20 protein-coding genes and 1 pseudogene are annotated in these 26,319 nt (G+C 61.2%); 8 read left to right on the forward strand and 13 right to left on the reverse strand.

Annotated features, from left to right (window positions below; genetic code table 11):
• Positions 1–61: 61 nt before the first annotated feature.
• The 6 genes and pseudogenes from ACTG4K_RS15985 to ACTG4K_RS16010 all read right to left on the reverse strand — a co-directional run bounded on the left by ACTG4K_RS15985 (position 62) and on the right by ACTG4K_RS16010 (position 11,177).
• Positions 62–2,356, reverse strand: a complete 2,295-nt coding sequence (locus ACTG4K_RS15985; RefSeq protein WP_439115206.1) for an AAA family ATPase — start codon at positions 2,354–2,356, stop codon at positions 62–64.
• 435 nt (positions 2,357–2,791) lie between these two features.
• Positions 2,792–6,076 carry a type I restriction endonuclease subunit R gene (locus ACTG4K_RS15990; protein WP_439115207.1) on the reverse strand — a complete coding sequence of 1,095 codons (3,285 nt, stop codon included), beginning with the start codon at positions 6,074–6,076 and terminating at the stop codon, positions 2,792–2,794.
• Positions 6,073–7,221 carry a hypothetical protein gene (locus ACTG4K_RS15995; protein WP_439115208.1) on the reverse strand — a complete coding sequence of 383 codons (1,149 nt, stop codon included), beginning with the start codon at positions 7,219–7,221 and terminating at the stop codon, positions 6,073–6,075. Before ACTG4K_RS15995 ends, ACTG4K_RS15990 begins: the two co-directional genes overlap by 4 nt.
• 76 nt (positions 7,222–7,297) lie before the next feature.
• Positions 7,298–8,650, reverse strand: coding sequence for a restriction endonuclease subunit S (locus tag ACTG4K_RS16000; RefSeq protein WP_439115209.1), 1,353 nt, complete (start codon positions 8,648–8,650; stop codon positions 7,298–7,300).
• Positions 8,647–8,856, reverse strand: coding sequence for a hypothetical protein (locus ACTG4K_RS16005; protein ID WP_439115210.1), 210 nt, complete (start codon positions 8,854–8,856; stop codon positions 8,647–8,649). The genes ACTG4K_RS16000 and ACTG4K_RS16005 overlap by 4 nt, the downstream gene beginning before the upstream one ends.
• Positions 8,853–11,177: pseudogene (locus tag ACTG4K_RS16010) on the reverse strand (type I restriction-modification system subunit M). The gene ACTG4K_RS16005 and the pseudogene ACTG4K_RS16010 overlap by 4 nt, the downstream one beginning before the upstream one ends.
• A 355-nt stretch (positions 11,178–11,532) precedes the next feature.
• Between ACTG4K_RS16010 and ACTG4K_RS16015 the strand changes: the two are divergent.
• Positions 11,533–12,087, forward strand: coding sequence for a hypothetical protein (locus ACTG4K_RS16015; protein WP_439115211.1), 555 nt, complete (start codon positions 11,533–11,535; stop codon positions 12,085–12,087).
• A 155-nt stretch (positions 12,088–12,242) separates the two neighbouring features.
• Here the strand turns inward: ACTG4K_RS16015 and ACTG4K_RS16020 are convergent, their stop codons facing one another.
• From ACTG4K_RS16020 to ACTG4K_RS16030, 3 genes are read right to left on the reverse strand one after another with little or no spacing between them, the layout of a single operon-like run.
• On the reverse strand, positions 12,243–13,175 hold the full coding sequence (locus tag ACTG4K_RS16020; RefSeq protein ID WP_439115212.1) for a ribose-phosphate diphosphokinase: 933 nt from the start codon (positions 13,173–13,175) through the stop codon (positions 12,243–12,245).
• Positions 13,175–14,740 carry a thymidine phosphorylase family protein gene (locus tag ACTG4K_RS16025; protein WP_439115213.1) on the reverse strand — a complete coding sequence of 522 codons (1,566 nt, stop codon included), beginning with the start codon at positions 14,738–14,740 and terminating at the stop codon, positions 13,175–13,177. The genes ACTG4K_RS16020 and ACTG4K_RS16025 overlap by 1 nt, the downstream gene beginning before the upstream one ends.
• A 39-nt stretch (positions 14,741–14,779) precedes the next feature.
• Positions 14,780–15,499 (reverse strand): GntR family transcriptional regulator, encoded by a 720-nt coding sequence (locus ACTG4K_RS16030; RefSeq protein ID WP_439115214.1) that lies wholly within the window; start codon positions 15,497–15,499, stop codon positions 14,780–14,782.
• Between the two features lie 77 nt (positions 15,500–15,576).
• On the opposite strand from ACTG4K_RS16030, the gene ACTG4K_RS16035 reads away from it, so the two are divergent.
• The 6 genes from ACTG4K_RS16035 to ACTG4K_RS16060 all read left to right on the forward strand — a co-directional run bounded on the left by ACTG4K_RS16035 (position 15,577) and on the right by ACTG4K_RS16060 (position 21,470).
• Entirely contained in the window at positions 15,577–16,971 is a 1,395-nt protein-coding gene (locus tag ACTG4K_RS16035; RefSeq protein ID WP_439115215.1) for a Rieske 2Fe-2S domain-containing protein, read from the forward strand.
• A complete protein-coding gene (locus ACTG4K_RS16040; protein ID WP_439115216.1) occupies positions 16,968–18,446 on the forward strand; it encodes a glutamine synthetase family protein in 1,479 nt (492 codons plus the stop codon). Before ACTG4K_RS16035 ends, ACTG4K_RS16040 begins: the two co-directional genes overlap by 4 nt.
• A gap of 31 nt (positions 18,447–18,477) precedes the next feature.
• On the forward strand, positions 18,478–18,801 hold the full coding sequence (locus tag ACTG4K_RS16045) for a 2Fe-2S iron-sulfur cluster-binding protein (protein ID WP_439115217.1): 324 nt from the start codon (positions 18,478–18,480) through the stop codon (positions 18,799–18,801).
• A 61-nt stretch (positions 18,802–18,862) separates the two neighbouring features.
• Positions 18,863–19,558, forward strand: a complete 696-nt coding sequence (locus ACTG4K_RS16050) for a fumarylacetoacetate hydrolase family protein (protein WP_439115218.1) — start codon at positions 18,863–18,865, stop codon at positions 19,556–19,558.
• 197 nt (positions 19,559–19,755) lie between these two features.
• A complete protein-coding gene (locus ACTG4K_RS16055; RefSeq protein ID WP_439115219.1) occupies positions 19,756–20,817 on the forward strand; it encodes a TRAP transporter substrate-binding protein in 1,062 nt (353 codons plus the stop codon).
• Positions 20,818–20,915: 98 nt separating this feature from the next.
• Positions 20,916–21,470 (forward strand): NUDIX hydrolase, encoded by a 555-nt coding sequence (locus tag ACTG4K_RS16060; protein ID WP_439115220.1) that lies wholly within the window; start codon positions 20,916–20,918, stop codon positions 21,468–21,470.
• Between the two features lie 45 nt (positions 21,471–21,515).
• Here the strand turns inward: ACTG4K_RS16060 and ACTG4K_RS16065 are convergent, their stop codons facing one another.
• Entirely contained in the window at positions 21,516–22,718 is a 1,203-nt protein-coding gene (locus ACTG4K_RS16065) for a PLP-dependent aminotransferase family protein (protein ID WP_439115221.1), read from the reverse strand.
• Positions 22,719–22,839: 121 nt separating this feature from the next.
• Between ACTG4K_RS16065 and nth the strand changes: the two genes are divergently transcribed.
• On the forward strand, positions 22,840–23,481 hold the full coding sequence (gene nth, locus ACTG4K_RS16070; RefSeq protein WP_439115222.1) for an endonuclease III: 642 nt from the start codon (positions 22,840–22,842) through the stop codon (positions 23,479–23,481).
• A 34-nt stretch (positions 23,482–23,515) separates the two neighbouring features.
• On the opposite strand, the gene ACTG4K_RS16075 is transcribed toward nth, so the two are convergent.
• Genes ACTG4K_RS16075 through ACTG4K_RS16085 form a run of 3 tightly spaced genes read right to left on the reverse strand, consistent with a single transcriptional unit; the run spans position 23,516 to position 26,260 of the window.
• Entirely contained in the window at positions 23,516–24,811 is a 1,296-nt protein-coding gene (locus ACTG4K_RS16075; protein ID WP_439115223.1) for a DUF445 domain-containing protein, read from the reverse strand.
• Positions 24,812–24,857: 46 nt separating this feature from the next.
• On the reverse strand, positions 24,858–25,412 hold the full coding sequence (locus ACTG4K_RS16080; RefSeq protein WP_439115224.1) for a histidine phosphatase family protein: 555 nt from the start codon (positions 25,410–25,412) through the stop codon (positions 24,858–24,860).
• A complete protein-coding gene (locus tag ACTG4K_RS16085) occupies positions 25,409–26,260 on the reverse strand; it encodes an adenosylcobinamide-GDP ribazoletransferase (protein WP_439115260.1) in 852 nt (283 codons plus the stop codon). Before ACTG4K_RS16085 ends, ACTG4K_RS16080 begins: the two co-directional genes overlap by 4 nt.
• Positions 26,261–26,319: the final 59 nt, after the last annotated feature.

The following is a 26,319-nucleotide window of genomic DNA, read 5'->3' on the forward strand; positions in this document are numbered from 1 at the left end:
CGTGCACGGTGACCGCTTATGCGGCAGCAATTGCTCGGAAGCATTGCCTGGGCTTCTTCTGTCAGGTCAGCGCCTCGCCACGGTGAACAATATGCAGTGCGCGATTAACGTACGTCTTAAGCTCAGATGCCACTACCGCAATGGAGTCAGCGCCACCGGGGTTGGTATCGTGATGAAATTGCCCAGCATAGTCGTTTATTTCATTCAGTTCAGTGACCAAGTTTTGCGCATGAACGAGCGGACTTGGCGTAGCCGCATCACGTATCTGGGTTACAACTTGGCCAAACAAATGTGACTTCGGAATAAGGCCAGGAAATCGTCGATGCAGGTAACCCTCAAGCATTGGTCGAACCGCTTTAGCGACGGCACGGTGATCACCCGAAACGCCATTGCAAAAATCGTTGAGCAATCGATGGTGCTGAAAATAAGGTGACTCGCACTCTTTATCAATATCGAGGGAACTGAAGCTTGTGTAGTCGTTGGCAGCCAAACAGAGTTGAAACATGCTGATGGGTGTCGTTGAATCTGCCTTCACGAATGCATCGCGGAGATCACGAAGAAAGTATGGGTCATGGGCGAGGACAACGAGCTGTTCTGAGCCAGCGAGGAGGTTTTTTAGAACAGTCTTCGTGTGCTGCTTTCGATTTGCATCCAAGCTACACATAGGATCATCGATCACCACGACCCGCGTCGAGAGTTTGCTATCCGCAAGCGTACTAGCAACGAAGAATGCAAATGCTAACGTCCGCTTATCGCCCTCGCTGAGTGCAGTCGCAAAGGATGGTGTCCCACCCTCCAGTGCAACTGTCTTGCCTCGAAGTCGAAGGCCATATTCACTTCGCGGCGCACCGCCACGAAAATTGGCACCCATGCCTTCGATATTGAAGGTTGCACCAAATTTCGTCAGCAGCCCATTTATAGAATTCTCGTACTGGCTAAGGGTCGCTGTCATCAAAATATCCAGCTTTTCCCGTTCAGACTTCTTGACCTTTTCCGCCGTTTCGGCTGCGTTTCGAGCGACCCCAAGCTTTGCAATGAGATCAACAACAGTCTGCTGATGACGGCCCTTTGCCACGTGAATTTGTTGGACCTGCTGTTGAAGTGACGCTATATTTACCGTGGCCAGTTTCCCTTTATAAGCACTAATCAAGTCACTTGCCGCTTTGATCTTGACGTTGATCTTCTTTATTGGCGCTAGAACCCTCTCCCAAAGTTGCGTGGCTTGTTTAAAGTCATCATCCGACGCTACCGCATTAGCTGGGGCACCTTGCTTCTGAATAGCAAACGCTGAAAGCATTTCACTAAGTGCCTGAATGGCCCCCATTGCAGGCTCATGTTCAAAAACGAATGGCTCCGTGGGCACATGATCCTTCCACGCTGACGCTTGTGCGGTTGCGGTCGCCACAGCTTGCACAATTGAATCAATCACGGCGTTCGCAGTCCCTGCAGAAATCGTGGCTTGGAGCGCCGTCACCTTCCTTGTGAGTTCGGCGTATGACGCGTTGAAATGAGTCTGATATGCCTTGATCAAGTCGTTATCGCCAATAGATTGGTCGCAGTAAGGGCAATTTTTTCCATCACCAAAATGGATACCTTGGCTTAGCCAACCCTCGGCTGTTTTGTTTGCCAACTTCTCCAGATGCTTTTTAACGATAAGCTCAGCATCAGTATGGATATCCTTCAGCGAAATGCCAAGAACAGAAAAGATACCTGCCAAATCTAAAGTAGGTTCCGTAACCATGATCGGCACGGCCATTGCTGAAATAGCATTTATGTTGCCCGCAGCATTGATCTGAGTTTGTAGCGTAGCCAGTTGCAAGTCAGCGTTTGGCACAGCAGCCAACTTCTCAAATTGAGCCAGAGTCATAGCAGGATGAAATCCTGACAGCTGAGATACCAACGCTTGTACATCGTCTGATGCTTTTTTAGCATCCGCCGTTGCTTTGTCTACTTTTTCGCGTGCTGCAACAGCGGGTTCACCAAGTGCAAATTCCAGTAGGTTTTTCCGTTGATTTGTGCTGACTGCACCTCCAGAATGCACATTTCGCTCGATGAAGTTTGCGTCAAACACAAAAACTTCCGAGCGCTGCTCTGACCATGCACCCGAATTAAAGTTGACCGGGTGACCACTTCCAAATTGAAGCATTACCTTTGGCTGCAATGTACCGTCGAGAGTTTTCCTCGCTGCTATCAAGGAAGCATCCCCTATAGAAAGAGATCTCAATATGGTAGCCAACGTCGACTTGCCACGACCGTTGTCTCCATAAATTAACGTAGCTTTACGAAGAGGATGTGTCTTTCCATTTACATCGTGCAGCAATCCGATGCCTTGCACTTGCGAAATTCTCTCCAGCATTGTTTTCTCCTACTAATTTTTTGATTGAGGGCTTTCGGCAGAAAGTGACTTGCCAACTAGCGAAGGGATCTCTTTCAATTTCTTTGAGCTGTTCATTTGATGGCTAACCTCATTTCAAGCCCGCCATCCACATCTAAACCGCTTGGCTTGACGCCAGCACATTGGCCGCCTGAATAGCACCGTGCTCGGTAAACGCAACCGGCAGAGCCTTGGAAAACCTAGAGTTTTGGATGTACATCGGCTTTTTCAGCCTGCGTGAGTTGAAACAGAAGGTCGCGGGGGATCAGAGAAGTCAAAATATGCGCTAAAAGTTTAAGCAAGCATATTCCTAAATTAATCCAAAAGAACACGAATAAGCAAAAATTTGAATTTTCGAGACGTGTTGGGCTGCCCTTTGCCCAGAGCCACCAAAGCCACTTAAGGCTTCATCTGGCCTCAACGGTTCCCAGCCTGCCCCTGCACCAACAAATCAAACACAATCCGCGCAAAGTTGGCGGCTTTGCTGGGGTCGGCCAGTAGCTGCATCATCTGGTTTTGGTGGGCGTCGCTGCTGTCCATGATGGCGTCGTCAATGGCTTTCGAGAAGTCACCCAGCAGGGCCTGCTCGGCCGAGTTGTTCTCGATCTGCTTCATCACCAAGATGTTCTCGCCCACCTTGTCGCGGATCGTGTAGGCGTAGTTCACCATGTCTTTGTCGGTCAGCTGGTCGGTCACAAACACCTCATTGAGGCGGTTGATGATTTGCGACAAAAGCTCTTCCATCTTGTCCTTCGGCTTGGCAGTGCCCAGGCCTTCGCCGGGCTCCAGCTTGTACTCACCGGTATTTTCTTTGAGCACCAAATCTTGCTGCCGTATCTTGGCCACACGGTAGTGGCTCAGCACCACGTTGCCTAGGTCGATGTCGTCTTCTTCCAGCAAACTTTCGCGCAGCATGGGGCGCAGGTTGCGGGCGTACAGGCTGAGCTTTTCCAGGTCGGTGTCGTCGTAATCCACGATCTGCGACATGAACTCGTAAAAGCGCACAAACGTGCCCAGGTCTTTCTTGAAGATTTCCAGCGCGTCTTTTTCTTTCTGGCATTCCTTCAGGCTTTTCTCGGCGTTCGCAATCAGCACCGCATCGCCCGTCTTCTGGGTGCGCTCAAACATATCCTTGGCTAGTCTGAAAGCCTCCACCGCTGATTTGTAGCGCAGCTGCCAGCGTTGCACCGCCGGCTTGCAGATGTTGGCAATGGCCGCGTTGCTCTTGTTCTTTGTATAAAACGCGGCGCAAAACTGCTCCACTTCCTGCCAATTAAAAATGCCACTGGCGCGCAGTTTGTCTTGCAGAACAAAGATCAGGTTGGGGTCGGACACATCCAGCAATTCAGCCGTCTGGTAGTACGGCTGAAACGCTTCCAAAATCTCATCCGGCTCGTTGAAGAAGTCCAGCACAAAGGTGCCGGTCTCGGCCTTGTGGGGGTAGGTGCGGTTCAGGCGCGACAGCGTTTGCACGCACTCCACCCCGGCCAGCTTTTTGTCCACATACATGGCGCACAGCTTGGGCTGGTCAAAGCCGGTTTGAAACTTGTTGGCAACAATCATCACCTGGTAGTCGTCCGAATCAAACGCCTTGCGCATATCGCGGCCTTTGAGGTTCGGGTTCATGTTGCTTTCGGTGAACTTTTCGCCGACCGTGCCAAACGTACCGATTAGGCCCGCCGCAGCCGGGTCTTTGTCGGTGAACACCACTTCGCCCGAAAACGCCACCATGGCGTGAATTTTTTGGTAGCCCTTGTCGGCGATGTATTGGTCAAAACACTGCTTGTAGCGCACCGCCTCCTTGCGTGAGCTGGTCACCACCATGGCCTTGGCCTGCCCGCCCAGCAAGCCCATCACGTTGTCCTTGAAGTGCTCCACGATCACCATCACCTTTTGGGCAATGTTGTGGTCATGCAGGCGCACCCACTGGTTCAGCTTCACCTTGGCCCGCTTGCTTTCCACCTCGGCGTCGGCATCCTGCACCTTCAGGGCCAGCTTGTAGGCCACCTTGTAGTTGGTGTAGTTCTTCAGCACATCGAGGATGAAGCCCTCCTCAATCGCCTGGCGCATGCTGTACACATGAAAAGCCGCAGGCTTGTTGGTGGCTGAAGGCACCTCGTCTGGGTGCGGCAAGCGGCCAAACAGCTCCAGCGTCTTGGCCTTGGGCGTGGCGGTAAAAGCAAAGTAGCTCAGGTTGCCCGATGCGCGGCGCGCAGCCACCGTGGCGGCGATGATGTCGTCGCTGTCCAGCTCCTCCGCCTCGTCGCCTTCGCCCGCCTCCTTCATCAGCACCTCTTTGAGCTGCCGCGCCGTCGAGCCGCTTTGCGACGAATGCGCCTCGTCCGCAATGATGGCGTAGCAGCGCTCCTTCAGGCTCACGCTGTTTTCAATCGCCTTCAACACAAAGGGAAAAGTCTGGATGGTGACGATGATGATGGGCTGGGCCGACTCCAGGGCGGCGGCCAGCTTTTCAGACTTGGAGCCGTCGCCCTCTTTGTTGTTGATGCGCCCCACCACGCCATCGGTGTGCTCAAACTGGTAGATGGTGTCTTGCAGCTGCGCGTCCAGCACGGTGCGGTCGGTCACCACAATCACCGAGTCAAACTGCTTTTTGCCGTCCAGCTTGTACAGCGCCGACAGCTGGTGCGCCACCCAGGCAATGGAGTTGGATTTGCCCGAGCCCGCGCTGTGCTGAATCAGGTATTTATGCCCCGGCCCCTCGCTGCGCGCCGCCGCCAGCAGTTTGCCCACCACGTCCCATTGGTGGTAGCGCGGAAAAACCATGCTTTCCTTCTTGACCTTGCGGCCTTCCCAGTCTTCTTTGTCCTCAATTTGCAGGTGGACAAAGCGGGCCAAGATGTTGAGCAGGTTGTGCGGCAGCAGCACCTCGTTCCACAGGTAATCGGTGGCGTAGCGCTTGATGTCTTGCGGCACATCGTTGCCCGCGCCGCCGTCTGCCGTGCCTTTGTTGAAGGGCAAAAAGGTGGTGCCCGCCCCCTCCAAGCGCGTGGCCATGTACACCTCGTACTGGCTCACGGCAAAGTGCACCAGCGCACCACGCTTGAAGGTCAGCAGCGGCTCGGCCTTCTTGGCCACCGGGTCCACAGGCAGGCGCGTGGTTTTGTACTGCCGAACGGCGCGGTCCACCGCTTGCTTGAATTCGCTCTTCAGCTCCAGTGTGGCCACCGGCAGGCCATTGACGAACAGCACCAGGTCAATGCGCCACGCCTTCGCCTTGGTGCCGGTCTCGGCCAGATGCGCTTCGGTCGCCCACGGGCTGTACACCAACTCAGGCACCACGCGCAGGCGGTTTTTGGCGTAGCGGGCCAGCGTGTCGGGGTTCAGGTCGTGCTCGGGCTTGAACTGGCACAGCGACAAGCGCGCATTGCGGTCGCGCAGCTCGTGGCGCAGCACACCCAGCGTGCCAAAGGTGCGGCTGTCTTTGTGGGTGGCATTCGGGTCGGCCTTGCCCAGCTGCGTGGCAATCAGCTGCAAAAACTTTTGCTCTGCATCTTTGGGGTGGTTGGCGCAAAACTTTTGCCACTGCGCGTCTTGCGTCTCCTGCACAAAGCCCAGCGCATCTTCGGGGTACAGGGCCAATTCGCGGTTGTACTTGTCTGGCGAGCCAAGCAACCAGCCATTGGCCACCAGCTGGCGAATGATGTCGTCTTGAAAAATGCGTTCGGTGGCTTGGTCGCTCATGCTGATCCTTGCGTCTTGCTTTTGTACCAGCTCGCCAAGCTTTCGTCCTCAAGGGCATAGTCACCATAGGCTGCCCGCCAGACCAACCCTTTCTCACGCAGTGTGTCCAGCGCAGCCTGAACCGATGGAACCGAGACTTTTTCCTGTTGCATCAAGTTGGCATAAGCACGCATCGACGCCTCGGAGAAAGGAACGTAATTTTTCCCCTGGTTGATGATCGTCTCCAGCACCGCCCGCTGAATGTCGGGCAAACCGGCGAACTCGCTCTCCATCGCTCCCCACATTCTTTCCTTGATTTCTTCTGCACCATTCTTCAACGCCTCGCCGAGGTGGTCCGCTCCGGCATCCAAGGCAATCTCGCCGACGATGCTACGTAGCATTTCTGGGCGATGTCCGACCAGCTTGAAGGCCTCAAACATATCTTCATGACGGAACTGGTTGTCATTGGCCAGCAAGGGGTTCACGAAGTCCGTGTAAGCGTCGGTGAAATCCTTGGTCAGCAAGGGGAAACGTGTCACCTGAGAGCCAAAAAAAGGCTGGCTACGTTTCAAAACCAGATGCGCCAGCTTGTCGCGGTTGGACCCCGTTAAAACAATAAACAGGCCTTGTTGCCCACTGCCTTGGTTCAAGTGATCGCGTGCTGCCTTGAGCGCAAACATGGCATCCACGCCGGCCTGGGTTGAGAGCGCATGCTGTGCCTCGTCAATGACGATGGCGACTGGTGCTTTCCCGGCTTCAACCAATGCCTCAAGCGCATCCGCCAGCGTCAATCCCGTTGGGAGCTCCAGGGAGTCGAGGTTGAGGCTCAGCGCGCCAAACACGTTCACTTTTTCCAGCCCGGCAGACTTGGCCATCTTGGTGATGACACCCGCAAAAGTGCCAATCTTCGCTTTCACGGCGCTGGTGATGAGCAATGCCGGGTCTTTGGACTTGTCTGCCCACAGGTCAACGTAGATCGTGGTCCAGCCACGCTTTTGCATGGCGGGCAACATGTCTTCACGCAAAAAAGTGCTTTTCCCCGTGCGTCTTGGCGCAGCCAGGAACAAGCCGGAGCGACTGTCCGCCAAGCCATGCCCCCCAAGGCTTTCACAATAACTCTCCGCCAGACTTGGACGGTGAAAGGTAAACGGCTTGATCGCACCCATCTTGGACTCCAACTTATGGCAACTTATGGGAAAAAGTATAACTTATGGTTTTCGACATAAGTTGGGATAAGTTGGCTCAACACGCGACGCCGCCCGCCTCTTGGGCAGCGGTGGGCTGCCAGTCGCGCACATCGATCTTGCCGGTGACGGCGGCGGAGATCAGGGCGGTGCGGCGTTCTTGAATCAGTTCAATTTGCAATCGAGATTTCTCCTCAAGCAGTTCAAACTTTTTAAGTTGCCTTTCGACATAGGAGATGATCCCAGCCCTTTCCTTTTCTGGTGGAATAAGTAATGGCGTTTCTTTGATGTTCGTGGAAGAGATAGACGCTAAATTTGTACTTTGTTTAGCCACTCGATAGAAATGGAATTTTGCGTAGCTTGCGCGCGTCACCAAATCTAACCACTCCGGTTCAATCGCAATTGGCCGAATTGCAAATACATGGTTCTGATGAATGCATGGCGCGATCTCCGATCGCCACACAGCACCTCGGCCAAGCTTGTCATTGTCTCCACCTTCATTCATCAAAACATCCCCATACTTCAATGAATATCTCTCAAGTTCCGAAGGCTCTATTGGGATCGCATGAACCTCTGTAAGGTCAAGATATCCGTCCTGTACGTTTGCGACGCGCAGCATGGGGACATCGATAGTCATTCGCCCCACCAAGTCTTTACCTTTTGGAATACCGGATTGAAGTGCTGCTGAATGCTTCAGGCGACGTACTATCCAATGCGCAGGCACTTCTCCTAACCATTCCACACCGGAGTCTTTCATCGGAGCTTTGGGGTTGAGGCCTTTGGTGACGGCGTGGCTGATAACGGCTTGGCGCTTTTCCTTGAGCAACTCAATCAGCCGCTGCTGTTTCTCGATCAGCGCGTCGATCTTCGCGGTTTCGTGGTCGAGGAAGTCAGCGATTTGCTTCTGCTCATCCAGTGACGGGCAAAGCATTTGCAAACGCCGCATTTCTTCAAACTTCATTGATTGCCGTAGACCACCGCCCATGCCGTAGAACACCTTTGTGGTGTCATAGGAATGCAGTAATCGGTAAAGATAGCGATCAAGAAATTTCTGCTTTGCAGTCAGCTTGAGATAGGCAGAAGTGATGATTCCCTTCTCAGTTGCAAGGCCTACTCGAAGACTTCTCTTGTCGTTTTGCAGGTCAGTCAATCTGAGAATGATGTCGCCAGCCTCCACGAGCTGATAAGTGTTGAACGACTCGGGCAGTAGCCCATGATTGCCCTCAACATCTCTGCGAATGATTCTTCCGTAACTCAGCGACAAGACATTATTTTCAGCGCCGTCATCGTTTCTCAAAACATCAGTGGATGCCAACGAAAAAAGTGGACTCACTTCCCAAGAACTTGGATTCGCGCCGACCCACTCAACCCCTGAATCCCGGTACTCCGAATAAGCCTTGTACCGACTCATTCCGCCTCCCCCTCGCCCACGTTCGCCAGATAGAACTCATGCAGTTTGGCCTGCAGCAGTTTCTTGTCTGGCAACTGGGTCTGGCATCTGTCATTGAACAAGCTGGCCACATGGGGGTGAATTTGTCTCACCAGTGGTGAGAGTTTTGGCAATTCCCTCAACAGTGTTGAGAGAATCAGCGTGTCGCGATAAGCCAAGTCGATCATGAATGCACCTCGCGCAGCAGGGCCATGATCTCGGCGCTCACGGCATCCAGGTCGGCGTCAATGTCTTCCAATGGCCGTGGCGGCTGGTATTGGTAGAAGTGGCGGTTGAACGGGATTTCATAACCGACGATGCCGATCTCGCCATCTTTGGCGTCGCGCTTGGTGGCGTCGATCCACGCGTCGGGCACATGGGGCTGCACTTCCTTGATGAAGTAGGCCTCGATGCTTTCCTTTACCGTGCGGCTGGGGTCCAGGGCCACGTTTTCAAAGTCGCGCAGCTCGCCATCGGCTTGGTATTCGATGACATCTTTGCTCACACCAAACCAGCCATACAGGGGCGCGGCGTCGCCTTTGTGCACCTTCTTGATCACTTTTTCGGCGGCTGGGTTCTTCCAGCTCACCGCATCGGCGATTTGTTTTTTCTCTTTGGCGTCCAGCGTGATGCCGGCCCGCTTGCTGGCGGCTTTGATGGCTTCGTCATAGCCGTTGAAATCGTCCAACTGGGCGCTGCCAATCTCAAGCTGCAAGGCGCGGGCTTTGCGCAGCACAACCATTTGCGCCCGCCAGGTGTTGGCGTCGAGCAGGTCTTTGATGTGCTTTTCCTTCAGGTCGGCAAAGTGGCTTTTGAGGTAGGCGCGGATTTCGATGTGGTGCTCGCCCAGCTGGCCGTAGTGCGGGCAATCGACGTCGTCTTTCCACTGCTCTGCGCCGTATTGGGCGTATATCCACTGCATGGCCGCATTCAGGGCGCCGGTCTCAAAGCGCAGGCTGGCGATGCGCTCGGTGCTGAACTGCCACGACAGCCGCAGTGGCCGCTCGATGGTGATGCGGCGGTAGCCAAACTCGTGCGTGGCAAAAATTTTGCTGGCAAAAGTTTTAACGGCTTCGGGCTTGGGGTTGGCGGCTGGGCGGCCTCGGTTGCTTTTGACTTCAGCCGGTTTGTCGAGTGCCTGGGCCTCGACCACCTCAAAGTTGCCAAAGCAGCGGGTGATGGTGGCGATGTCGCTGTCGTCCATGACATGGCGCTTGCTGCCCAGCGATTTGCGCATCTTGCCGCAGAGGTTGACGCCGTTGATGAGCTGCACCTTGCCTTTGCGCTCGGCGGGCTTTTTGTTTGAGAGCACCCACACATAAGTGGCAATGCCGGTGTTGTAGAACATGTCGGTGGGCAGGGCGACGATGGCCTCTAACAGGTCGCTTTCCAAAACATGGCGGCGAATTTCGGATTCGCCCGAGCCTGCACCGCCGGTGAACAGCGGCGAGCCATTGAGAATGATGCCAATGCGTGAACCGCCATCCTTGACATCGCGCAGCTTGCTGATGAGGTGCAGCAAAAACAGCAGCGAGCCATCAGACACACGCGGCAGGCCAGGGCCAAAGCGGCCATCAAAACCTTTGAGGGTGTGTTCGTCGGTGATGTCGCCTTCGATCTTTTTCCAGTCCACGCCAAAGGGCGGGTTGGAGAGCATGTAGTCGAATTTGCTGGCGTAAAGGTGGTCGTTAGAAAGCGTGTTGCCGAGCTTGATCTGGCTGACATCCTGCCCCTTGATGAGCATGTCGGCCTTGCAGATGGCGTAGCTTTCGGGGTTCAGCTCTTGGCCAAAGGCGCGCATGACGGCTTGGGGGTTGAGCTCGTGCACATATTCCATGCCGGCCGACAGAAAGCCGCCGGTGCCTGCCGTGGGGTCGTAAATGGTGCGGATGATGCCGGGCTTGGTGAGGGCTTCGTCGTCTTCCATGAACACCAGCGAGGTGGTTAGGCGCACGATGTCGCGCGGGGTGAAGTGTTCGCCCGCCGTTTCGTTGGAGCTTTCGGCAAATTTGCGGATCAGCTCTTCAAACACCAGACCCATCTCGTAGTTAGAGACGGCCTTGGGGTGCAGGTCCATGGTGCGGACTTTTTGCACCACCTTGTAGAGCAGGTTGGCGTCGTTGAGCAGGCCAATAAATTCGGTGAAATTGAAGTGGTCAAAAATCTCGCGGGCGTCTTTGGAAAAGCACTGGATGTAGCGCTCCAGGTTGGCCTTGATGCCCGACTCGCCCAGGGTGCTCAGGTCCATGGGCGAGGTGTTGAAAAAGCTGAGGCCGCTTGTGGCACGCAAAAGCAGCTTTTCCTTGGCCTCTTCGGCAATGGCCATCTTCTCCACCTTGGTGGCCTCAAGCAGCACAGCCGACTTGCTGCTCTCCAACACACATTCCAGACGGCGCAGCAGCGCAAAAGGCAGGATGACGCGGCCGTATTGGCTCTATTTGAAGTCGCCGCGCAGCAGGTCGGCCAGCGCCCACAGATCGGCGGCGAGGTTGTTGGTTTCTTGGGTCATTGTTTACGTGCGAGGGGTTGGAGTTTCAACCTGATTCATTGAGCCGCTTGGCCTGCACCCCATAGAGCGCAGCCAAGCCCACCGCTCAGCATAACCCGCAGGCCGCGTATCAATTGAAAACGGCGTTCAATTCGCGGCACCCGTAATGTGTTGCGCGCATCCATGCGCGTCGTTTGTTCAGCCATTGCGATGCCACCCTGAAAGTTTTTTTGTGGCCCGAATCATGCCTTGAAAACTGGGTCAGACCAGCAGGCGCCTGTCCGACTACCAAACCGCGCGCAAGTACTGGAACAAGCTTAAAGAGCGCTTGAGCAAAGAGGGCAGTGAGTCGGTGACAAACTGTCACCGACTGAAATTGCCTGCAGCGGATAACAAAAACTACCTCACCGACGTAGCCAGCGCCGAAACCCTTTTGCGTTTGGTGCAATCCGTCCCCCGCCCCAAAGCCGAACCCATCAAACTCTGGCTGGCCAAAGTGGGCTACGAGCGCATGCAAGAAATGGCCGACCCTGCCCTGTCGCTCAACCGCGCCCGCGACACCTGGCAGCAGCATGGCCGCAGATGGTGTGTGACCCCCACGCTTGTCGCTTCGCGTACATCGCTGCCCCCAAGGGGGCGTTTGTGGCCAGGGGCGGCCCGTCGCCACAAGTGGATACAGCAGCGCATGACGGGCCAAGAAACCCGCAACAAGCTGACTGACTATTGGCGCGAACACGACATCAAAGCGGGGCAAGAGCTCGCCATCTTGACCAACATCATTCATCAGGAATGGACCGGCGTACAGCACAATGCCGCGCTGAAAGATGGTGGGTTTGGTGGCCTGCAGATGGCGCAGGCCTTTGAAGTCTTTGCTGTCTACGGTGGCGCTGGCTTTCACCTCAATGCCAGTGATCTGGCCCAGACGGTTTGAAAGTTCGGCAAAGTTCGCGTGTTTCGTGGGTTTGGGGCGGCCTCCCCCGCAAGTTCGGCGCGTTCACGATTGATACAGAAACGGAATCAGACGTTGATGAAAAACCCTCAGGTCTTCAATCTACGTCGGCAAAGATGCTGCCCCATTGCGCCGCGTTAACAGTCTGACAAAGCCCGCAGCGCAGCGGCCACCGCCGGCACGATGCTCACCGCATTGCTGGGGTGGCCAATGCAGTCGGTGCTCCAGATGGCGCCCACGCCCGCGTCGCGCACCAGTTGCTCGGCACCCGGGGCAAACAGCGCATGCGTCACCGCCACGTCCACCGACGCCGCGCCGGCTGCGCACAGCAGCTGGGCTGCGCGCGCCAGGGTGTGGCCGGAGCTGGCCACATCGTCAATGAGCACGACGGCGCGCCCCTGAAACGACAGGGCGGGCAGTTCAATGTCCACCTGCCGGTCGCCGTGGCGGGTTTTGCGGCACACGGCGTGCGCCCAGCCGTGGCGCTGGGCGGCCACCGCCACCCATTGCAGGGCTTCTTCGTCCGGACCAATCAACACCACCTCGCCGCGCTGGGCGGCAATGTGGTCGGCCAGCAGCGGGGCGCCGCTGAGCACCACCGCGTGAGGCACGGGCACAGCCTCTTCCAGCGTGGCCACGCGGTGCAGGTGCGGGTCCACGGTGATCACGGCGTCAAACAGCGTGGCCAGAAAAGCACCCACGACGCGCTGGCTGATGGCCTCGCCGGGGTTGAACGCGATGTCTTGCCGCATGTAGGCCAGGTACGGCGCCACCAGCGTGAGGTGGCGGGCGCCCAGGGTGCGCGCGGTTTGCGCCACCAGCAGCAGTTCCACCAGTTTTTCGTTGGGCTGGTGCAGGCCGCGCCACACCACTACCCGGGCGGGCAGGCTGGCGGGCAGGCGCAGGCGCACCTCGCCATCGGGAAACCGGTGGCGCACCACCACGGCCAGCGCGAGCCCGGTGGCGTCGGCTGCGGCTTGGGCGGGGGTCTGTTCGTCTTCAAAGCACAGCAAACAACCTGCTGTGTGGGGTGCACCATGGGCGGGTGTGAGGGCCAGGGTATCGGTCATCAAAACTCCACAAAAACGCGGGGTACCTGCTCGGCGGTGCCGATGCTGAAACCATGGGAACGGGCACTGGCCTGGCGGGCAAACTCCAAGTCGGCGGGGTAACTGGCGTGCACGCGGTACAGCACATCGCCCACCGCCACGGGCTCGCCCAGTTTGCGCATCAGGTCGACGCCGGCGCCTTTCACCTTGGGCGCACCGGCATGGCGGGCAATTTGCGCGATCTGAAGGTTGTCGATGCCGGTGACCACACCCGCCTCGGCGGCCTGCACGTCGAGCGTGAGCGCACCCAGCGCGGGGTGGTGGTGGTCAAAACCCCGCCCACCCTGCGCGGCAATGATGGCCTGCATCTGCGCCAGTGCGCGGCCCGAGTCAAGAATGTCGCGGGCGATCTTGAATCCGTCGCCACCGCGCACGTCGGGGCTGCATTCAATGATGCGTCCAGCCAGCCGCAACGACTTCTGGCGCAGATCGTCGGGCGCCTGGGGGTCGTTTTCCAGCACCTGCATCACGTCGCGCGCTTCCAGCACAGGGCCCACGCCGCGCCCCACCGGCTGGCGGCCGTCGGTGATCACCACGTCCAGCGACAGGTGCATGCGCTGCGCCACGTATTCAAACAGGCGGCGCAGGCGCTGCGCCTCAGGCATGGAGCGCACCTTGGCGGTGGGGCCAATCGGAATGTCGAGCACCAGGTGGGTGGCACCCGCCGCGATCTTTTTCGACAGGATGGATGCCACCATCTGCCCCGGCGAGTCGATCGACAGCGGCCGCTCCACCGAAATCAGCACATCGTCAGCGGGCGACAGATCGGCCGTACCGCCCCAGGCCAGGCAGCCTTTGTGCTCGCGCACGATCTCGGTGAGTTGGTCAAACGGCAGCTCCACATTGGCCAGCACCTCCATGGTGTCGGCGGTGCCGGCCGGCGAGGTGATGGCGCGCGAAGACGTTTTGGGAAACACCAGCCCGTAAGCCGCCACGATGGGCACCACCAACATCGACGTGCGGTTGCCGGGAATGCCGCCAATGCAATGCTTGTCCACCACCAGCGGCTCGCGCCAGTCGAGCCGGCGGCCGCTGGCCACCATGGCTTCAGACAAAAAGTACACCTCTTCGCGGTCCAGTTCGCTGCGGTTGCTGGCCACAACAAAGGCGGTCAGCTCAATCTTGGAATAGCGCAGCTCGGCAATGTCGCGCACGATGGCTTGGAAGTCTTCGCGCGTCAGGCGCTCGCCGTTGATCTTGCGAAACAGCGCCGGTATGGATTCGGGTGGCTCGGCCTGCGAGACCGAGGCCGGGTGGCCGTCGGCCACTTCGAGCCGGGCAAACGCGTCTTCCGACACGCCCAGCTCGTTGCAGCCGACGATGCTGGCGTCGTCCACCACGTTGAGGGAAGCCAGAATGCGTTTGCCGTTGGCCCGAATCTCCACCTTGGACAGGGCCTGAAAGCCCTCAGCCCGGTACACCGCACAGTCGCGGTGCAGATAGGCCACGTTCTCATGGTAGGTGTCGATGGCCACGCGCTTGAGCGTGAGGCCATTTGAGGTCTGGGTGTTTTTCGGTGTCTCCATGCCGCCACGATACACCGGCAGCCCAGCCCCAGGCGCTTGTCAGCCCACCACCAGCCGCATCACCGGCATCACCTGTTCCGACTCGGCGCGCCGCTCCAGCGCCAGGCGCATGTTCATCTGCGCCACTTCGGTGTGCTCGGCCGCCAGCGCCTGGGCTCGCGCGCCTTCACCGCGTTTAAGCGCGTCAAACAGCATGTGGTGCTGCCGGTGGGCATACAGCATCCAGTCGCGGTCGAGTGCCACCGTGCCCTGCATGGGCAGCATGGCCGAAGCCGGGGCAAACGGGAGCTTGTCGTTCAGCGCCACCGCGCGCTGCAAGGCGCGGTTGCCACAGGCCGCCAGCACAAGCGCGTGAAACCGGTCGTTCATGAGCGCGTAGGCGGCGTAGCTTTCCATCGTGAGGGGCTGTTCGGCCAACAGGCGGTCGCCCTCGTCCAGGCAGGCCTGCAGCTCGCCCTGCAGCTGGCGCGGCAGCCCATGCTCGGCCACCAGGCGCGCGGCCATGCCTTCCAGGTGCCCGCGCACGGCGATGGCGTCGGTCACCTCTTGCGCGGTGAACTGGCGCACCAGGTACTTGCCCGTGTCGTTGGCCTGCACCAGGCCTTCTTGCTCCAGCGTCACCAGGGCGCCGCGCACAGGGGTGCGCGAGGCGCCCAGCCGCTCGGCCAGTTGCTGCTCGGCCAGGCGCTGGCCGGGCGCGAACTCACCGCTCAGGATCAGGTCGCGCAATTGCATCAATACGGTGTCTTGCAGGCTCATGGCGCAAACTGTACACTGAAACCAGCAAACGGTATACCGTTTGAAATTTTCACCTTGTGACCGCTGCCGGAGACGCCATGAAAGCCGAACAAAACGAACGCATCACCCGGGTAGGCCCCGGCACACCAGGCGGCGCACTGCTGCGCCACTACTGGCAACCCGTGGCCCTGCTCGACGAGTTTGACCCCGCCCTGGACCCGGCCATGGCCGTGCGCCCGGTGAAGGCGGTACGGGTGCTGGGGCAAGACCTGGTGTTGTTTCGCAACGCCGAAGGCACCTACGGTCTGCTGGATCGCGACTGCCCGCACCGGGGGGCCGACCTGGCTTACGGCCGCAACGAGGGCGATGGCCTGCGCTGCCCGTTTCACGGCTGGAAATTTGACGTGAGCGGCCAGTGCACCGAGACACCGGGCGAGCCTGTGGGCAGCAAGCTGTGCAGCCGCGTGCGCCAGCGCAGCTACCCGCTGCTGGAAAAAGCGGGCACCCTGTTTGCCTGGCTGGGTCCCGAGGGCAGCACGCCGCCACCCTTCCCCGCGCTCGACTGCTTTGAAGCCCCAGCCAGCCACAGCTTCGCCTTCAAGGGCCTGTGGCACTGCAACTGGCTGCAGTCGCTGGAAGTGGGCATTGACCCGGCGCACGCTTCGTACCTGCACCGCTTCTTCAACGACGGTTCACTGGAAGACAGCTACGGCAAGCAGTTTCGCGGCGCCAGCGCGGGCGAAGTGGGTGGCGAACGCTGGCCCATGACCAAGGTGATGCGCGAATTTGGTCAGCCCGAGATTTCGTTTGAGGCCATGCCCTACGGCCTGCGCCTGACCGCACTGCGCAAGATGACCGACGCGCTGACCCATGTGCGCGTGACCAACGCGGTGTTCCCGCAGACCTTTGTGATCCCGTTGTCCGAAACCATGACCATCACGCAAATGCATGTGCCGGTGGACGACACGCACAACTACTGGTACGCCTTTTTCACCAGCTTCGACGGCCCGGTAGACAAAACCACCATGCGCAACCAGCGCCTGGCCACGGTGACGCTGCCCGACTACGTACCCAAATCGGGCCGCCACAACCACTGGGGCTTCAACGCACAGGAGCAACAAAGCCGCACCTACCTGGGCATGGGCGAGGACGACATCAACGTACACGACCAATGGGCCTGCGAAAGCATGGGCGCCATACAAGACCGCACCCGCGAACACCTGGGTACCACCGACAAGGTGATCCTGGCGAACCGGCGCCTGCTGCTGCAGGCCCTGGACACGGTGGAGCAAGGCGGCACGCCACCCGGCATGGCCGACGCAACCCAACACGCCCACATCAGCGGCCCGGACACGGTGGACGGGATTGCGCCCGCGCAAGGCTGGCAAGCCTGGTGGCAAAACGCCGTGCAAGCCAAGCGTGCGGCAGCCCCCTGGCGCAACCCGGCAGCACCCGCTGGCGCCCTGACCAACGAAACGGCGGGCGCCAAATGACGCACTTTGCCCGCCGCTGCGGCGTGCACGACGCCGCCCGCGAAGCGGCCTGCCTGCAAACCGCCCAGCTGATCGAGGCCAGCGGCATACAGCGCGTGCGCCTGGGCTGGTGCGACGCCCACGGCATGCTGCGCGGCAAGACGCTGATGGCCCACGCCGCCATCAAGGCGCTGCGCGACGGCGCCGGCATGGTAGGCACGATGATGCTGAAAGACACCGCCGACCGCACCGCCTGGAAGGTGTTTGAGCCCGGGGGCACCGCCGACCTGCCGGGCTTTGCCGGCGCCGCCAACCTGATGCTGCTGCCCGACCCCGCCAGCTTCACCCCCCTGCCCTGGCAAGCCCACACCGGCTGGCTGCGCTGCCAGCCCTGGTTTGCCAACGGCACACCCGTGCCGCTGGATACACGCCACGTGCTGCAGCAGGCACTGGCGCGCCTGGCACAAGCCGGCTATGGGCTCAAGACCGGGCTGGAGGTGGAATTTCACATCTACCGCATCACCGACGCCACGCCCCAGCTCGACCCCGAGCTCGCCGGCTGGCCGGGCCTGCCGCCCCTGGTGGAAATGATCCACCCCGGCTACAACCTGCAGGCCGAAGCGATGATCGACATGGCCGACGAGCCGCTGGGCATCGTCATGCGCACCGCGCAGGCGTTGGGTTTGCCACTGCAGTCGCTGGAAATTGAACTCGGCCCCAGCCAGGTGGAAGCGGTGTTCGACGCCACCGACGCGCTCACCGCCGCCGACCAGATGGTGCTGTTTCGCAATGGCGTGCGCCAGGCGCTGCGGCGCGCCGGCTACCACGCCACCTTCATGTGCCGCCCGCCGTTCGCCCACATCATGTCCAGCGGCTGGCACCTGCACCAGTCGCTGGTTCACCTGCAAAGTGGCGCCAACGCCTGCGTGCGCGACACCCCCGCGGCCGGCTGCACACCACAGGACGCGCAACACACCCTGTCCGACACCGCCAGCCACTGGCTCGCCGGCCTGCTGGCCCACGCCCGCGGCATGACCGCGCTGTGCACCCCCACCATCAACGGCTTTGGCCGCTTTCGGCCCAACGCCCTGGCGCCACAGTCGGTCATCTGGGGACAGGACAACCGGGGCGCACTGCTGCGCGTGGTGGGTGGTGCTGGCGACCCGGCCACCCGCATTGAAAACCGCCTGGGCGAGCCCGCTGCCAACCCTTACCTCTACATGGCCTCGCAAATCCACGCCGGGCTCGACGGCCTGGCGCAGCGCCTGCAGCCGCCACCCGCCTGCGAGGCGCCCTACGCCGAAAGCGGCGAGAAAATACCCACCTCGCTGGGCGAGGCGCTGGCCGCCCTGCAGAGCGACCCGGCGCTGCGCGCCGGCCTGGGCGAAGACTTCGTGCGCTATTTTTGCCGCATCAAACAACACGAAATAGAACGCCACGCCGACGCCAAAGACAAAACCGACTTCGAGCGCCGCGAATACTTCGCCCGCACCTGAACCCAACGCATCCACCCCGCCCAAACCCACCATGATCCACATCCGCTTCATCGCCGCCGACCACTCTGTGCAAGACCTCCAGGCCGCGCCCGGTCAAAGCCTCATGAAAGCCGCCACCGAAGCCAACATACGCGGCATTGAAGGCGACTGCGGCGGCACCCTGACCTGCGCCACCTGCCACGTGATCGTCGACCCCGTATGGGCCAAACAACTGCCGCCGGCCGTGGCCGACGAGACCGACATGCTCGACTTTGCCGCCAGCCCGGTGGAGCCCGAAAGCCGCCTGAGCTGCCAGATACAGCTCACCCCTGAGCTGGACGGCCTGGTGGTGCGCCTGCCCACAGCGCAGCACTGAACGCCGGGAGCCCGGCCCGGCGCCGATAAGATCCGCTTTCGCCACCACGCAAGGAAACCCCATGAGCTACGTCTTTTCGCCCCCCGCCGTTGTGTCTGTGCCGGTGCTGGGCACCACCGAGCGCTTCCCGGTGCACCGCATTTACTGCGTGGGCCGCAACTACGAAGAACACGCCAAAGAGATGGGCTTCACCGGGCGTGAGCCACCGTTCTTCTTCCTCAAGCCGGCCGACACCATCGTGGTGGCCGACGCAGGCCAGACCGCCACCATTCCCTACCCCAGCCTCACCACCAACCTGCACCACGAAATCGAGCTGGTGGTGGCCATTGGTGAAGGCGGGCGCAACATCCGCGCCGAAGACGCCGCCCAGCACATTTACGGCTACGCAGTGGGCCTGGACATGACCCGCCGCGACCTGCAAAGCGACATGAAAAAACAGGGTCGCCCCTGGTGCATTGGCAAGGCCTACGACCATTCGGCGCCCATCGGCCCCATCACACCCGCCGCGCTGGCTGGCGACATCCACCACGCCGCCATCTGGGTGCAGGTGAACGGACTCGATCGCCAGCGCAGCAACGTGGCCAAGCTCATCTGGAGCGTGGCCGAGACCATCGAACACCTGTCCAAAGCCTGGGAACTGCAGGCCGGCGATCTGATCTACACCGGCACGCCCGAAGGTGTGGGGGCTGTGGTGCAAGGCGACACCATGACCGGCGGTGTGGACGGCTTGACACCCATCAGCGTCAAGGTGGCTTAAAACCCCGGGTTTACCCGCACCAACCATTCTCTATAATTTCTTTTAGTGAAATTAATTTCATTTAGTTGAATCGTATTTTTTGCGTGCAGCCCAGGTTTTGCGGGTTTGACCTGTAGCGATCTACCGTCAAAAACCCGTACCCTTGCGTGGTCTTTTCCAAGCATCCCTTCTTGCCCGTCCTCCAGGAGAACATTTTCATGATCCAGCGCAGAACCCTGCTCCAAACCGGTGCCGCCGTGGCCCTCGGCGCCCCCGCCCTGGTGGGCTTTGCCCAGCAAAGCGTCACGCTCAAGTTCCACACCTTCATGTCGCCCCAGTCCAACGTGTGGCTCAACATGCACAAGGCCTGGATGGACAAGGTCACCAAAGACTCCGGCGGGCGTATCAAGTTTGAAGGCTACCCCGCCATGCAGCTCGGTGGCTCGCCCGTGCAGCTCTACGACCAGGCCAAAGACGGCGTGGTGGACATCGTGTGGACGCTGCCCGGCAACACGCCCGGCCGCTTCCCGCGCATTGAAGTGTTCGAGCTGCCGTTCATGATGAACAACGCCGAAGCCACCTCCAAGGCCTTCTGGGAATACGTGCAGACCGTGGCCAAGGACGAGTTCCGCGAAGTGCAGCCCATCGCCCTGCAGGTGCACGGCCCCGGCATGTTCCACATGCGCAGCAAGCAGATCAAAACGGCAGAAGACCTGCGCGGCTCCAAGGTGCGCGGCCCCACCCGCCAGATCACCAAAATGCTGTCGTACCTGGGCGCCTCGCCCGTGGGCATGCCACTGCCGCAAATCCCCGACGCGCTGTCCAAAGGCGTGATCGACGGCTGCGTGATCCCGTGGGAAGTGGTGCCCTCCGTCAAGGTGCACGAGCTCACCAAGTTCCACAGCGAGTTCGACCCCGCCGGCGGCGCCCTGTACACCACCACCTTCATCATGGCGATGAACAAGGCCAAGTACGCATCGCTGCCGCCCGATCTCAAGGCCATCATTGACAAAAACTCCGGCATGGAAACCTCGGCCTGGCTGGGCAAGGTCCAGCAAGGTGGCGACGTGCCGGGCCGTGAATCGGCCGTCAAGCAAGGCAATTCCATCTACACCATCCCGGCGGCCGAAGCGCAGGAGTTCAAGCGCAAAGCCCGCCTGGTGGAAGTGGAGTGGATGCAGGACATGGACAAGCGCGGCTTCAACGGCAAGCAGCTGCTGGACACCGCCAAAGCCCTGATCGAAAAACACGGCAAAACCTCGGGCGCCAAAAAGGCCTGATCCCGACTCACGCGCCGGCGCGGCCAATACCCCGCACCCGCACCGTGACTCCAAGGGCTCCGCAAGGAGCCCTTTTTGTTTCCCCCTACACTTCGCCCATGCACCGCAGCCCCATACAACACTGCAGACAATGTGGTTCACCTGTCGTCTACCGCCTCCCCGATGACGGCGACACCAAACCACGCGCCGTCTGCACCGCTTGCCACACCGTTCACTACGAAAACCCGCTCAACGTGGTGGGCACGGTGCCCGTGTGGGGCGCCTCGGGTGAATACGTCTTGCTCTGCAAACGCAACATCGAACCCCGCTTCGGCAAATGGACCCTGCCCGCCGGCTTCATGGAGCTGAACGAAACCACCGCCCAGGGCGCTGCCCGTGAAACGGTGGAAGAAGCCGGTGCGCAATTTGAAATGGGCGAGATCTTCACCCTGATGAACGTGGCCCGCGTGGGCCAGGTGCACATGTACTACCGCGCCAGGCTGCTCAGCGACCAGTTCAACCCGGGCGTGGAAACCATCGAGGCCCGCCTGTTCACCGAAGCCGAGATTCCCTGGGACGAGATCGCGTTTCGCACCGTCAAGGAAACCCTGGAACACTATTTCGCCGACCGCCAGCGCGGGCAGTTCGGCTTTCACGCCATCGACATCGCCTGAAAGCCCGTCGAGGTACCCGGCGCTGCAACGGCGCCGGGCGTGAACTCAGATGGCTTGCCCCAGGCGCCCCACACCCTCTTCAATCTTGTCCAAGCCCACCGTGGCAAAGCTCAGGCGCAGGGTGGCGTGGTCTGGATTGTTGGCGTAGAACGGTGCACCGGGTACAAAGGCCACGCCTTTTTCAATCGCGCGTTTGGCCAGCTCGCCACCGTCGGCCACCCTGCCACCCTTGCCGGTGAGGCGAGCCCAGACGAACAGGCCACCTTGTGGCTGCACAAATTCAATGGCATCCCCCAGCTCGCGGCGCAGGGCGTTGCCCATGGTGGCGGCGCGCTCGGCGTACACGGCGCGCACCTTGGCCAGCGTCGCGGGCATGCGGTCGGCTTTCAGGTACTGCGCGGCGGTGGCCTGGGCAAAGGTGCTGGTATGGGCGTCGCTGAACTGTTTGCACATGGTGGCTTTGCCCAGCAGCTCGGCCGGGCCCACCATCCAGCCCACGCGCAGGCCGGGGCTGAGCACCTTGCTCAAGCTGCCACAGTGCACCAGCAGGTCGCGGCTGCCGGGCACGCTGGCACTCAGGGCCAGCAGGCTGGGCGGCGGGGCTTCGCCAAAGTAGAGGTCGCCGTAAGGGTCGTCTTCCACGATCAGCGTGTTGTGTTTCACCGCCATCTCCAGCACCTTTTTGCGGCGCTCCAGGCTGAGCATGGCGCCGCTGGGGTTGCCAAAGGTGGGGATCAGATAAACGAATTTGGGCTTGTGCTGCTCAATCAGCTGTTCCAGCTCGTCGGTCCTCACACCATGGCCGTCCACCGGCGCGGTGATGAGTTCGGCGCCATACAAACGGAAGCACTGGATGGTGGCCAAAAACGTGGGGCCTTCCACGATGACTTTGTCACCGGGGGAAATGAGGGTTTTGCCCAGCAGGTCCAGCGCCTGCTGGCTGCCGGTGGTGACGATCAGGTCTTCGGGCTTCACGCCCTGGTTGCCCTTGCTGGTCATGAAAGCGGCGAGCTGTTCGCGCAGGGGGTTGTAGCCCTCGGTGGCGCCGTATTGCAGGGCGGCGCCGGCCTCTTCGGTGAGCGCGGCGTTCACGGCTTCGCGGATGCCGTCCACGTCAAACATGGCGCTGTCGGGGAAACCGCCAGCAAAGCTGATGATGCCGGGCTTGCCCAGCAGCTTGAAGAGTTCGCGGATGGCGGAGGTTTCAACGTTGTTGAGGCGGTCGGCAAAGGGCGTGTTGAAGGGCATGGTGGTGTCTTGGGCAATGGATGAAAGCGGGTGGGCGACATGTTAGCGCCAGTGCGCAGCGTTGGCTTTTCCACGCCGCTGGGCACGGCTGGGGTCGGTCAGGCGCACTACACTGCGGAGCATGAAACGCGCCGCCATTGAACCCTTCTTCGCCACCCTGAAGGCCGCCAACCCCACACCACAGACCGAGCTGGAATACACCAGTGTGTTTGAGTTGCTGGCGGCGGTGTTGTTGTCTGCCCAAGCCACCGACGTGGGTGTGAACAAGGCCACCCGCAAGCTGTTCCCGGCGGCCAACACGCCGCAGAAGATTCTGGACCTGGGGCTGGAAGGGTTGGAGAGCTATATCAAAACCATTGGCCTGTACCGCAGCAAGGCCCGCCACCTGATGCAGACCTGCCGCATCCTGGTGGAGCAGCACGGCGGCGAGGTGCCGGGCACCCGCGACGCGCTGGAAGCCTTGCCGGGCGTGGGCCGAAAAACAGCCAATGTGGTGCTCAATGTGGCCTTTGGCCAGCCCACCATGGCGGTGGACACCCACATCTTTCGCGTGAGCAACCGCACCGGCCTGGCACCCGGCAAAACGCCACTGGCGGTGGAACAGCAACTGATGAAGCGGGTGCCGCCGGCCTACGCGGTGGATTCGCACCACTGGCTGATCTTGCTGGGGCGCTATGTGTGCATGGCGCGCAAGCCGCTGTGCTACCAGTGCTCGGTGGCGGCGTATTGCGACTTCAAGCCCAAGACGCTGCAGCGTTCTTAGCCAGCGCCTGGCCGGGCGGTGTTACGGCCCGCTTTCAACCGTGCATCCACCCAGCCACGGCAGGCAGCGCCAGCACCGCCTGCGTGAGCGCGTGCAGCAGCAGCCCCACCAGCGCGCCCACCAGCGTGCCGTTGATGCGGATGAACTGCAGGTCGCGGCCGATGTTGTCTTCCAGCGTGCGGCTCATGTCGCGGGCGTCCCAGGCTTGCACGCGCTGGGTCACGAAGCCGACGATGGTGTCGCGGCTCCCGTCCAGCAGGCGCAACAGCATCTGCTGGGCCTGGGCGTTGAGCCAGTCCCGCAGGCGGTTGTCGACCAGCAGCTGCTGGCCGGCGGCTTGCACCACGGTGGCGATGCGCTCGCCCAGTGCGCTTTCGGGCTTCACCGCTTCGGCGCGCAGCATGCCCATGAGCTCGTGCCACCAGGCTTCAATGGGTGTTTTCCACTGGGGTTGGTCGAGCCAGGCGTCGCGCCACAGCGCCACGCGGGCCTGCCAGTCGGCGTCGGTCTGCAGGCGCTGGATGGACTCAAGCATCCAGCCGTCAAAGCGCTGGCGCAGCTCGTGGTGCGGGTCGGCGGCCACCTCGGCCAGGGTGCGGGTGAGCGCGGCCACCAGCTTGCGGGTGGCCAGGCGCGCGGCCATCTGGTCCAGCCCCACGTATTTGAGTTCTTTGAGCTCGCGGGCAATGGCGTCGGTGAGCTTTTCTTGCACCGCCTCTTGCCCGGCCCAGCCAGATAGCTGTTGCAACAAACCGTTGAGCCACTGCTGGTGGTGGCCGTGCGCGGTGAGTGCGGTCAGCGCCTGGCCGCCCAGCGTGGCCAGGTCCACCTCGCGCAGCAGGCGCTGCGCCAGCTGCGCCACCCACTGGCGCGCGGGGGTCTGGTCCAGCGCACTCAGCAAGGCGGGTGTAGCCTGCTGCAGCCACTGGCCCACCCGCTGGGCCGAAGCAGGCTGGGCCAGCCAGTGGCCCAGCGCGCCCGACATGTCCCAGCGCGCCAGCGTCGGCTGCACATGCTCGGTCGTCAAAAAATGCTCGCCCAGAAAACGCGCCAGCTGCGCGCCCAGCCGGTCCTTGTTGGCCACGATGATGGCGGTGTGCGGTATGGGCAGGCCCAGTGGGTGGCGAAACAGGGCCACCACGGCAAACCAGTCGGCGAGGGCGCCGATCATGGCGGCTTCTGCTGCGGCCGCCACATAGCCCCAAGCCACGTGGCGCGGCTCCAGCACGGTGGCCACACCGTAAACAAGGCCAGCCAGCACGAGCAGACCCAGGGCCAGCGTTTTCATGCGGGCGAGGCTGTAGGGTGTGTCGGTGCGGGTGGGGTTCATGGCCTCCAGTGTGCCTGCATGGCGCGGGTTCGCGCGCGTGGGCCGCTCACCAGTCGATGCACAGGTGGCCACCGGGCGCGGGTGCGTCTGTGGGCCACTGGTCCACGCTGGCAATGGGGCCCGCGCCATGGGCCCCAAAAAACTGCAACGCCCGTATCACGCCCGCGTGCGTCACCCACACCGCCTCGCGGGCGGGGGTGGCGCGCACCGCCTGCAGCGCTTGCGCCACGCGGTCGATCACCTGCTGCGTGCTCTCTGCGCCACCAAAACGGTGGTGGGCGAAGTCGGCCATCCAGTCGTCGAAGGCGCTGCGCGGCACGGCGTCCCAGGGCTGCAGCTCCCAGCGGCCAAAGTCCATTTCGTTCAGGCGCGCGTCGGTGGTGGGTGCGCCCAAGTCGGGCCGCAGCTGCTGCAGTGCCTGCGCCAGCGCCTGGGCGCGGCCCAGGGCCGACACCCACACTGGCAGCCCCTGCGGCAGCAACTCGGCAGCCTTTTGGGCGGCTTGCAGCGTGAGCGCAGCGTGCGCGGGCACGTCGCTGGCGCCGTAGCAAAGCCCGGCGGGCAAGTCCACCTGGGCGTGGCGCAGCAGCCAGAGTTTCACAGTGCCAGCGCCAACGCCAGGTAAAAACACACCTCGCTCACCTGCTGCGTGGCGCCCAGGCCGTCGCCGGTAAAGCCTTGCAGGCGGCGGTGCAGCAGGCGCCACATCCAGCCCATGCCCATGAGCGCGCCCACCACCGCCAACGCCCACGGCGCGCCCGGCAGCAGCCAGCCGGCGAGCGCCATGCCCAGCGCCCACCACAGCAGCCCCGCCAGCAGCCCGGCCACGGCAATGCTTTCGGCCAGCGGCTTGGACTTGGACTGCGGCGTGTCGCCCACATGCGCCAGCGTGCGGATGACAAACAGCGGCATCAGCCGGGACGTGACGTGTGCGGCGAACAGCGCCACCGCTGCCAGCCAGGCCCCACCAGCCTGCGCCAGCAACACCAGCAGCGCCACCTTGGCGGCCACCGCCAGCACCAGCGCCAGCGCGCCGTAGGTGCCCACGCGCGAGTCTTTCATGATGTCGAGCGCGCGCTCGCGGTTCAGGGAGCCGCCCAGGCCGTCCACCAGATCGGCCAGGCCGTCTTCATGAAACGCGCCCGTCAGCAGCACGCTGAACACGGTGCAGGCCAGCGCCGCCACCCAGGGCGCGGCAGGCTGCGCGGGCAGCGCCAGCCACACGCCATAAAACACCGCCGCACTGAGCCCGCCCACCACCCAGCCCACACCCGGAAAGTGGGCGGCGCTGGCACGCAGCATGGCCGGGCTGAAGCCCACCCAGTCGGCCAGCCGCCCGGTGATGGGGATGCGGGTGAAGAACTGGATAGCGAGCAGGAAATGGCGGAGTGGTAGGAGTACCCCCCTGCGCCGCTGCGCGGCTTCCGCCCGGTGGGGAGACGCCGTCAGTGGCCCGGCCGGGTCGGTTCCACGACGGCCCTGATCCGGGTCCTCTCGATCCACCGGCA

The organism is Hydrogenophaga sp., assembly GCF_965657535.1.
Lineage (GTDB): Bacteria > Pseudomonadota > Gammaproteobacteria > Burkholderiales > Burkholderiaceae_C > Hydrogenophaga.

What these genes read in the sequence shown, in the direction of transcription:
- ACTG4K_RS15985 (WP_439115206.1), bottom strand. Translation starts at nt 2,356, where the DNA reads ATGCTGGAGAGAATTTCGCAAGTGCAAGGCATCGGATTGCTGCACGAT.
- ACTG4K_RS15990 (WP_439115207.1), bottom strand. Translation starts at nt 6,076, where the DNA reads ATGAGCGACCAAGCCACCGAACGCATTTTTCAAGACGACATCATTCGC.
- ACTG4K_RS15995 (WP_439115208.1), bottom strand. Translation starts at nt 7,221, where the DNA reads ATGGGTGCGATCAAGCCGTTTACCTTTCACCGTCCAAGTCTGGCGGAG.
- ACTG4K_RS16000 (WP_439115209.1), bottom strand. Translation starts at nt 8,650, where the DNA reads ATGAGTCGGTACAAGGCTTATTCGGAGTACCGGGATTCAGGGGTTGAG.
- ACTG4K_RS16005 (WP_439115210.1), bottom strand. Translation starts at nt 8,856, where the DNA reads ATGATCGACTTGGCTTATCGCGACACGCTGATTCTCTCAACACTGTTG.
- ACTG4K_RS16020 (WP_439115212.1), bottom strand. Translation starts at nt 13,175, where the DNA reads ATGACCGATACCCTGGCCCTCACACCCGCCCATGGTGCACCCCACACA.
- ACTG4K_RS16025 (WP_439115213.1), bottom strand. Translation starts at nt 14,740, where the DNA reads ATGGAGACACCGAAAAACACCCAGACCTCAAATGGCCTCACGCTCAAG.
- ACTG4K_RS16030 (WP_439115214.1), bottom strand. Translation starts at nt 15,499, where the DNA reads ATGAGCCTGCAAGACACCGTATTGATGCAATTGCGCGACCTGATCCTG.
- ACTG4K_RS16035 (WP_439115215.1), top strand. Translation starts at nt 15,577, where the DNA reads ATGAAAGCCGAACAAAACGAACGCATCACCCGGGTAGGCCCCGGCACA.
- ACTG4K_RS16040 (WP_439115216.1), top strand. Translation starts at nt 16,968, where the DNA reads ATGACGCACTTTGCCCGCCGCTGCGGCGTGCACGACGCCGCCCGCGAA.
- ACTG4K_RS16045 (WP_439115217.1), top strand. Translation starts at nt 18,478, where the DNA reads ATGATCCACATCCGCTTCATCGCCGCCGACCACTCTGTGCAAGACCTC.
- ACTG4K_RS16050 (WP_439115218.1), top strand. Translation starts at nt 18,863, where the DNA reads ATGAGCTACGTCTTTTCGCCCCCCGCCGTTGTGTCTGTGCCGGTGCTG.
- ACTG4K_RS16055 (WP_439115219.1), top strand. Translation starts at nt 19,756, where the DNA reads ATGATCCAGCGCAGAACCCTGCTCCAAACCGGTGCCGCCGTGGCCCTC.
- ACTG4K_RS16060 (WP_439115220.1), top strand. Translation starts at nt 20,916, where the DNA reads ATGCACCGCAGCCCCATACAACACTGCAGACAATGTGGTTCACCTGTC.
- ACTG4K_RS16065 (WP_439115221.1), bottom strand. Translation starts at nt 22,718, where the DNA reads ATGCCCTTCAACACGCCCTTTGCCGACCGCCTCAACAACGTTGAAACC.
- nth (WP_439115222.1), top strand. Translation starts at nt 22,840, where the DNA reads ATGAAACGCGCCGCCATTGAACCCTTCTTCGCCACCCTGAAGGCCGCC.
- ACTG4K_RS16075 (WP_439115223.1), bottom strand. Translation starts at nt 24,811, where the DNA reads ATGAACCCCACCCGCACCGACACACCCTACAGCCTCGCCCGCATGAAA.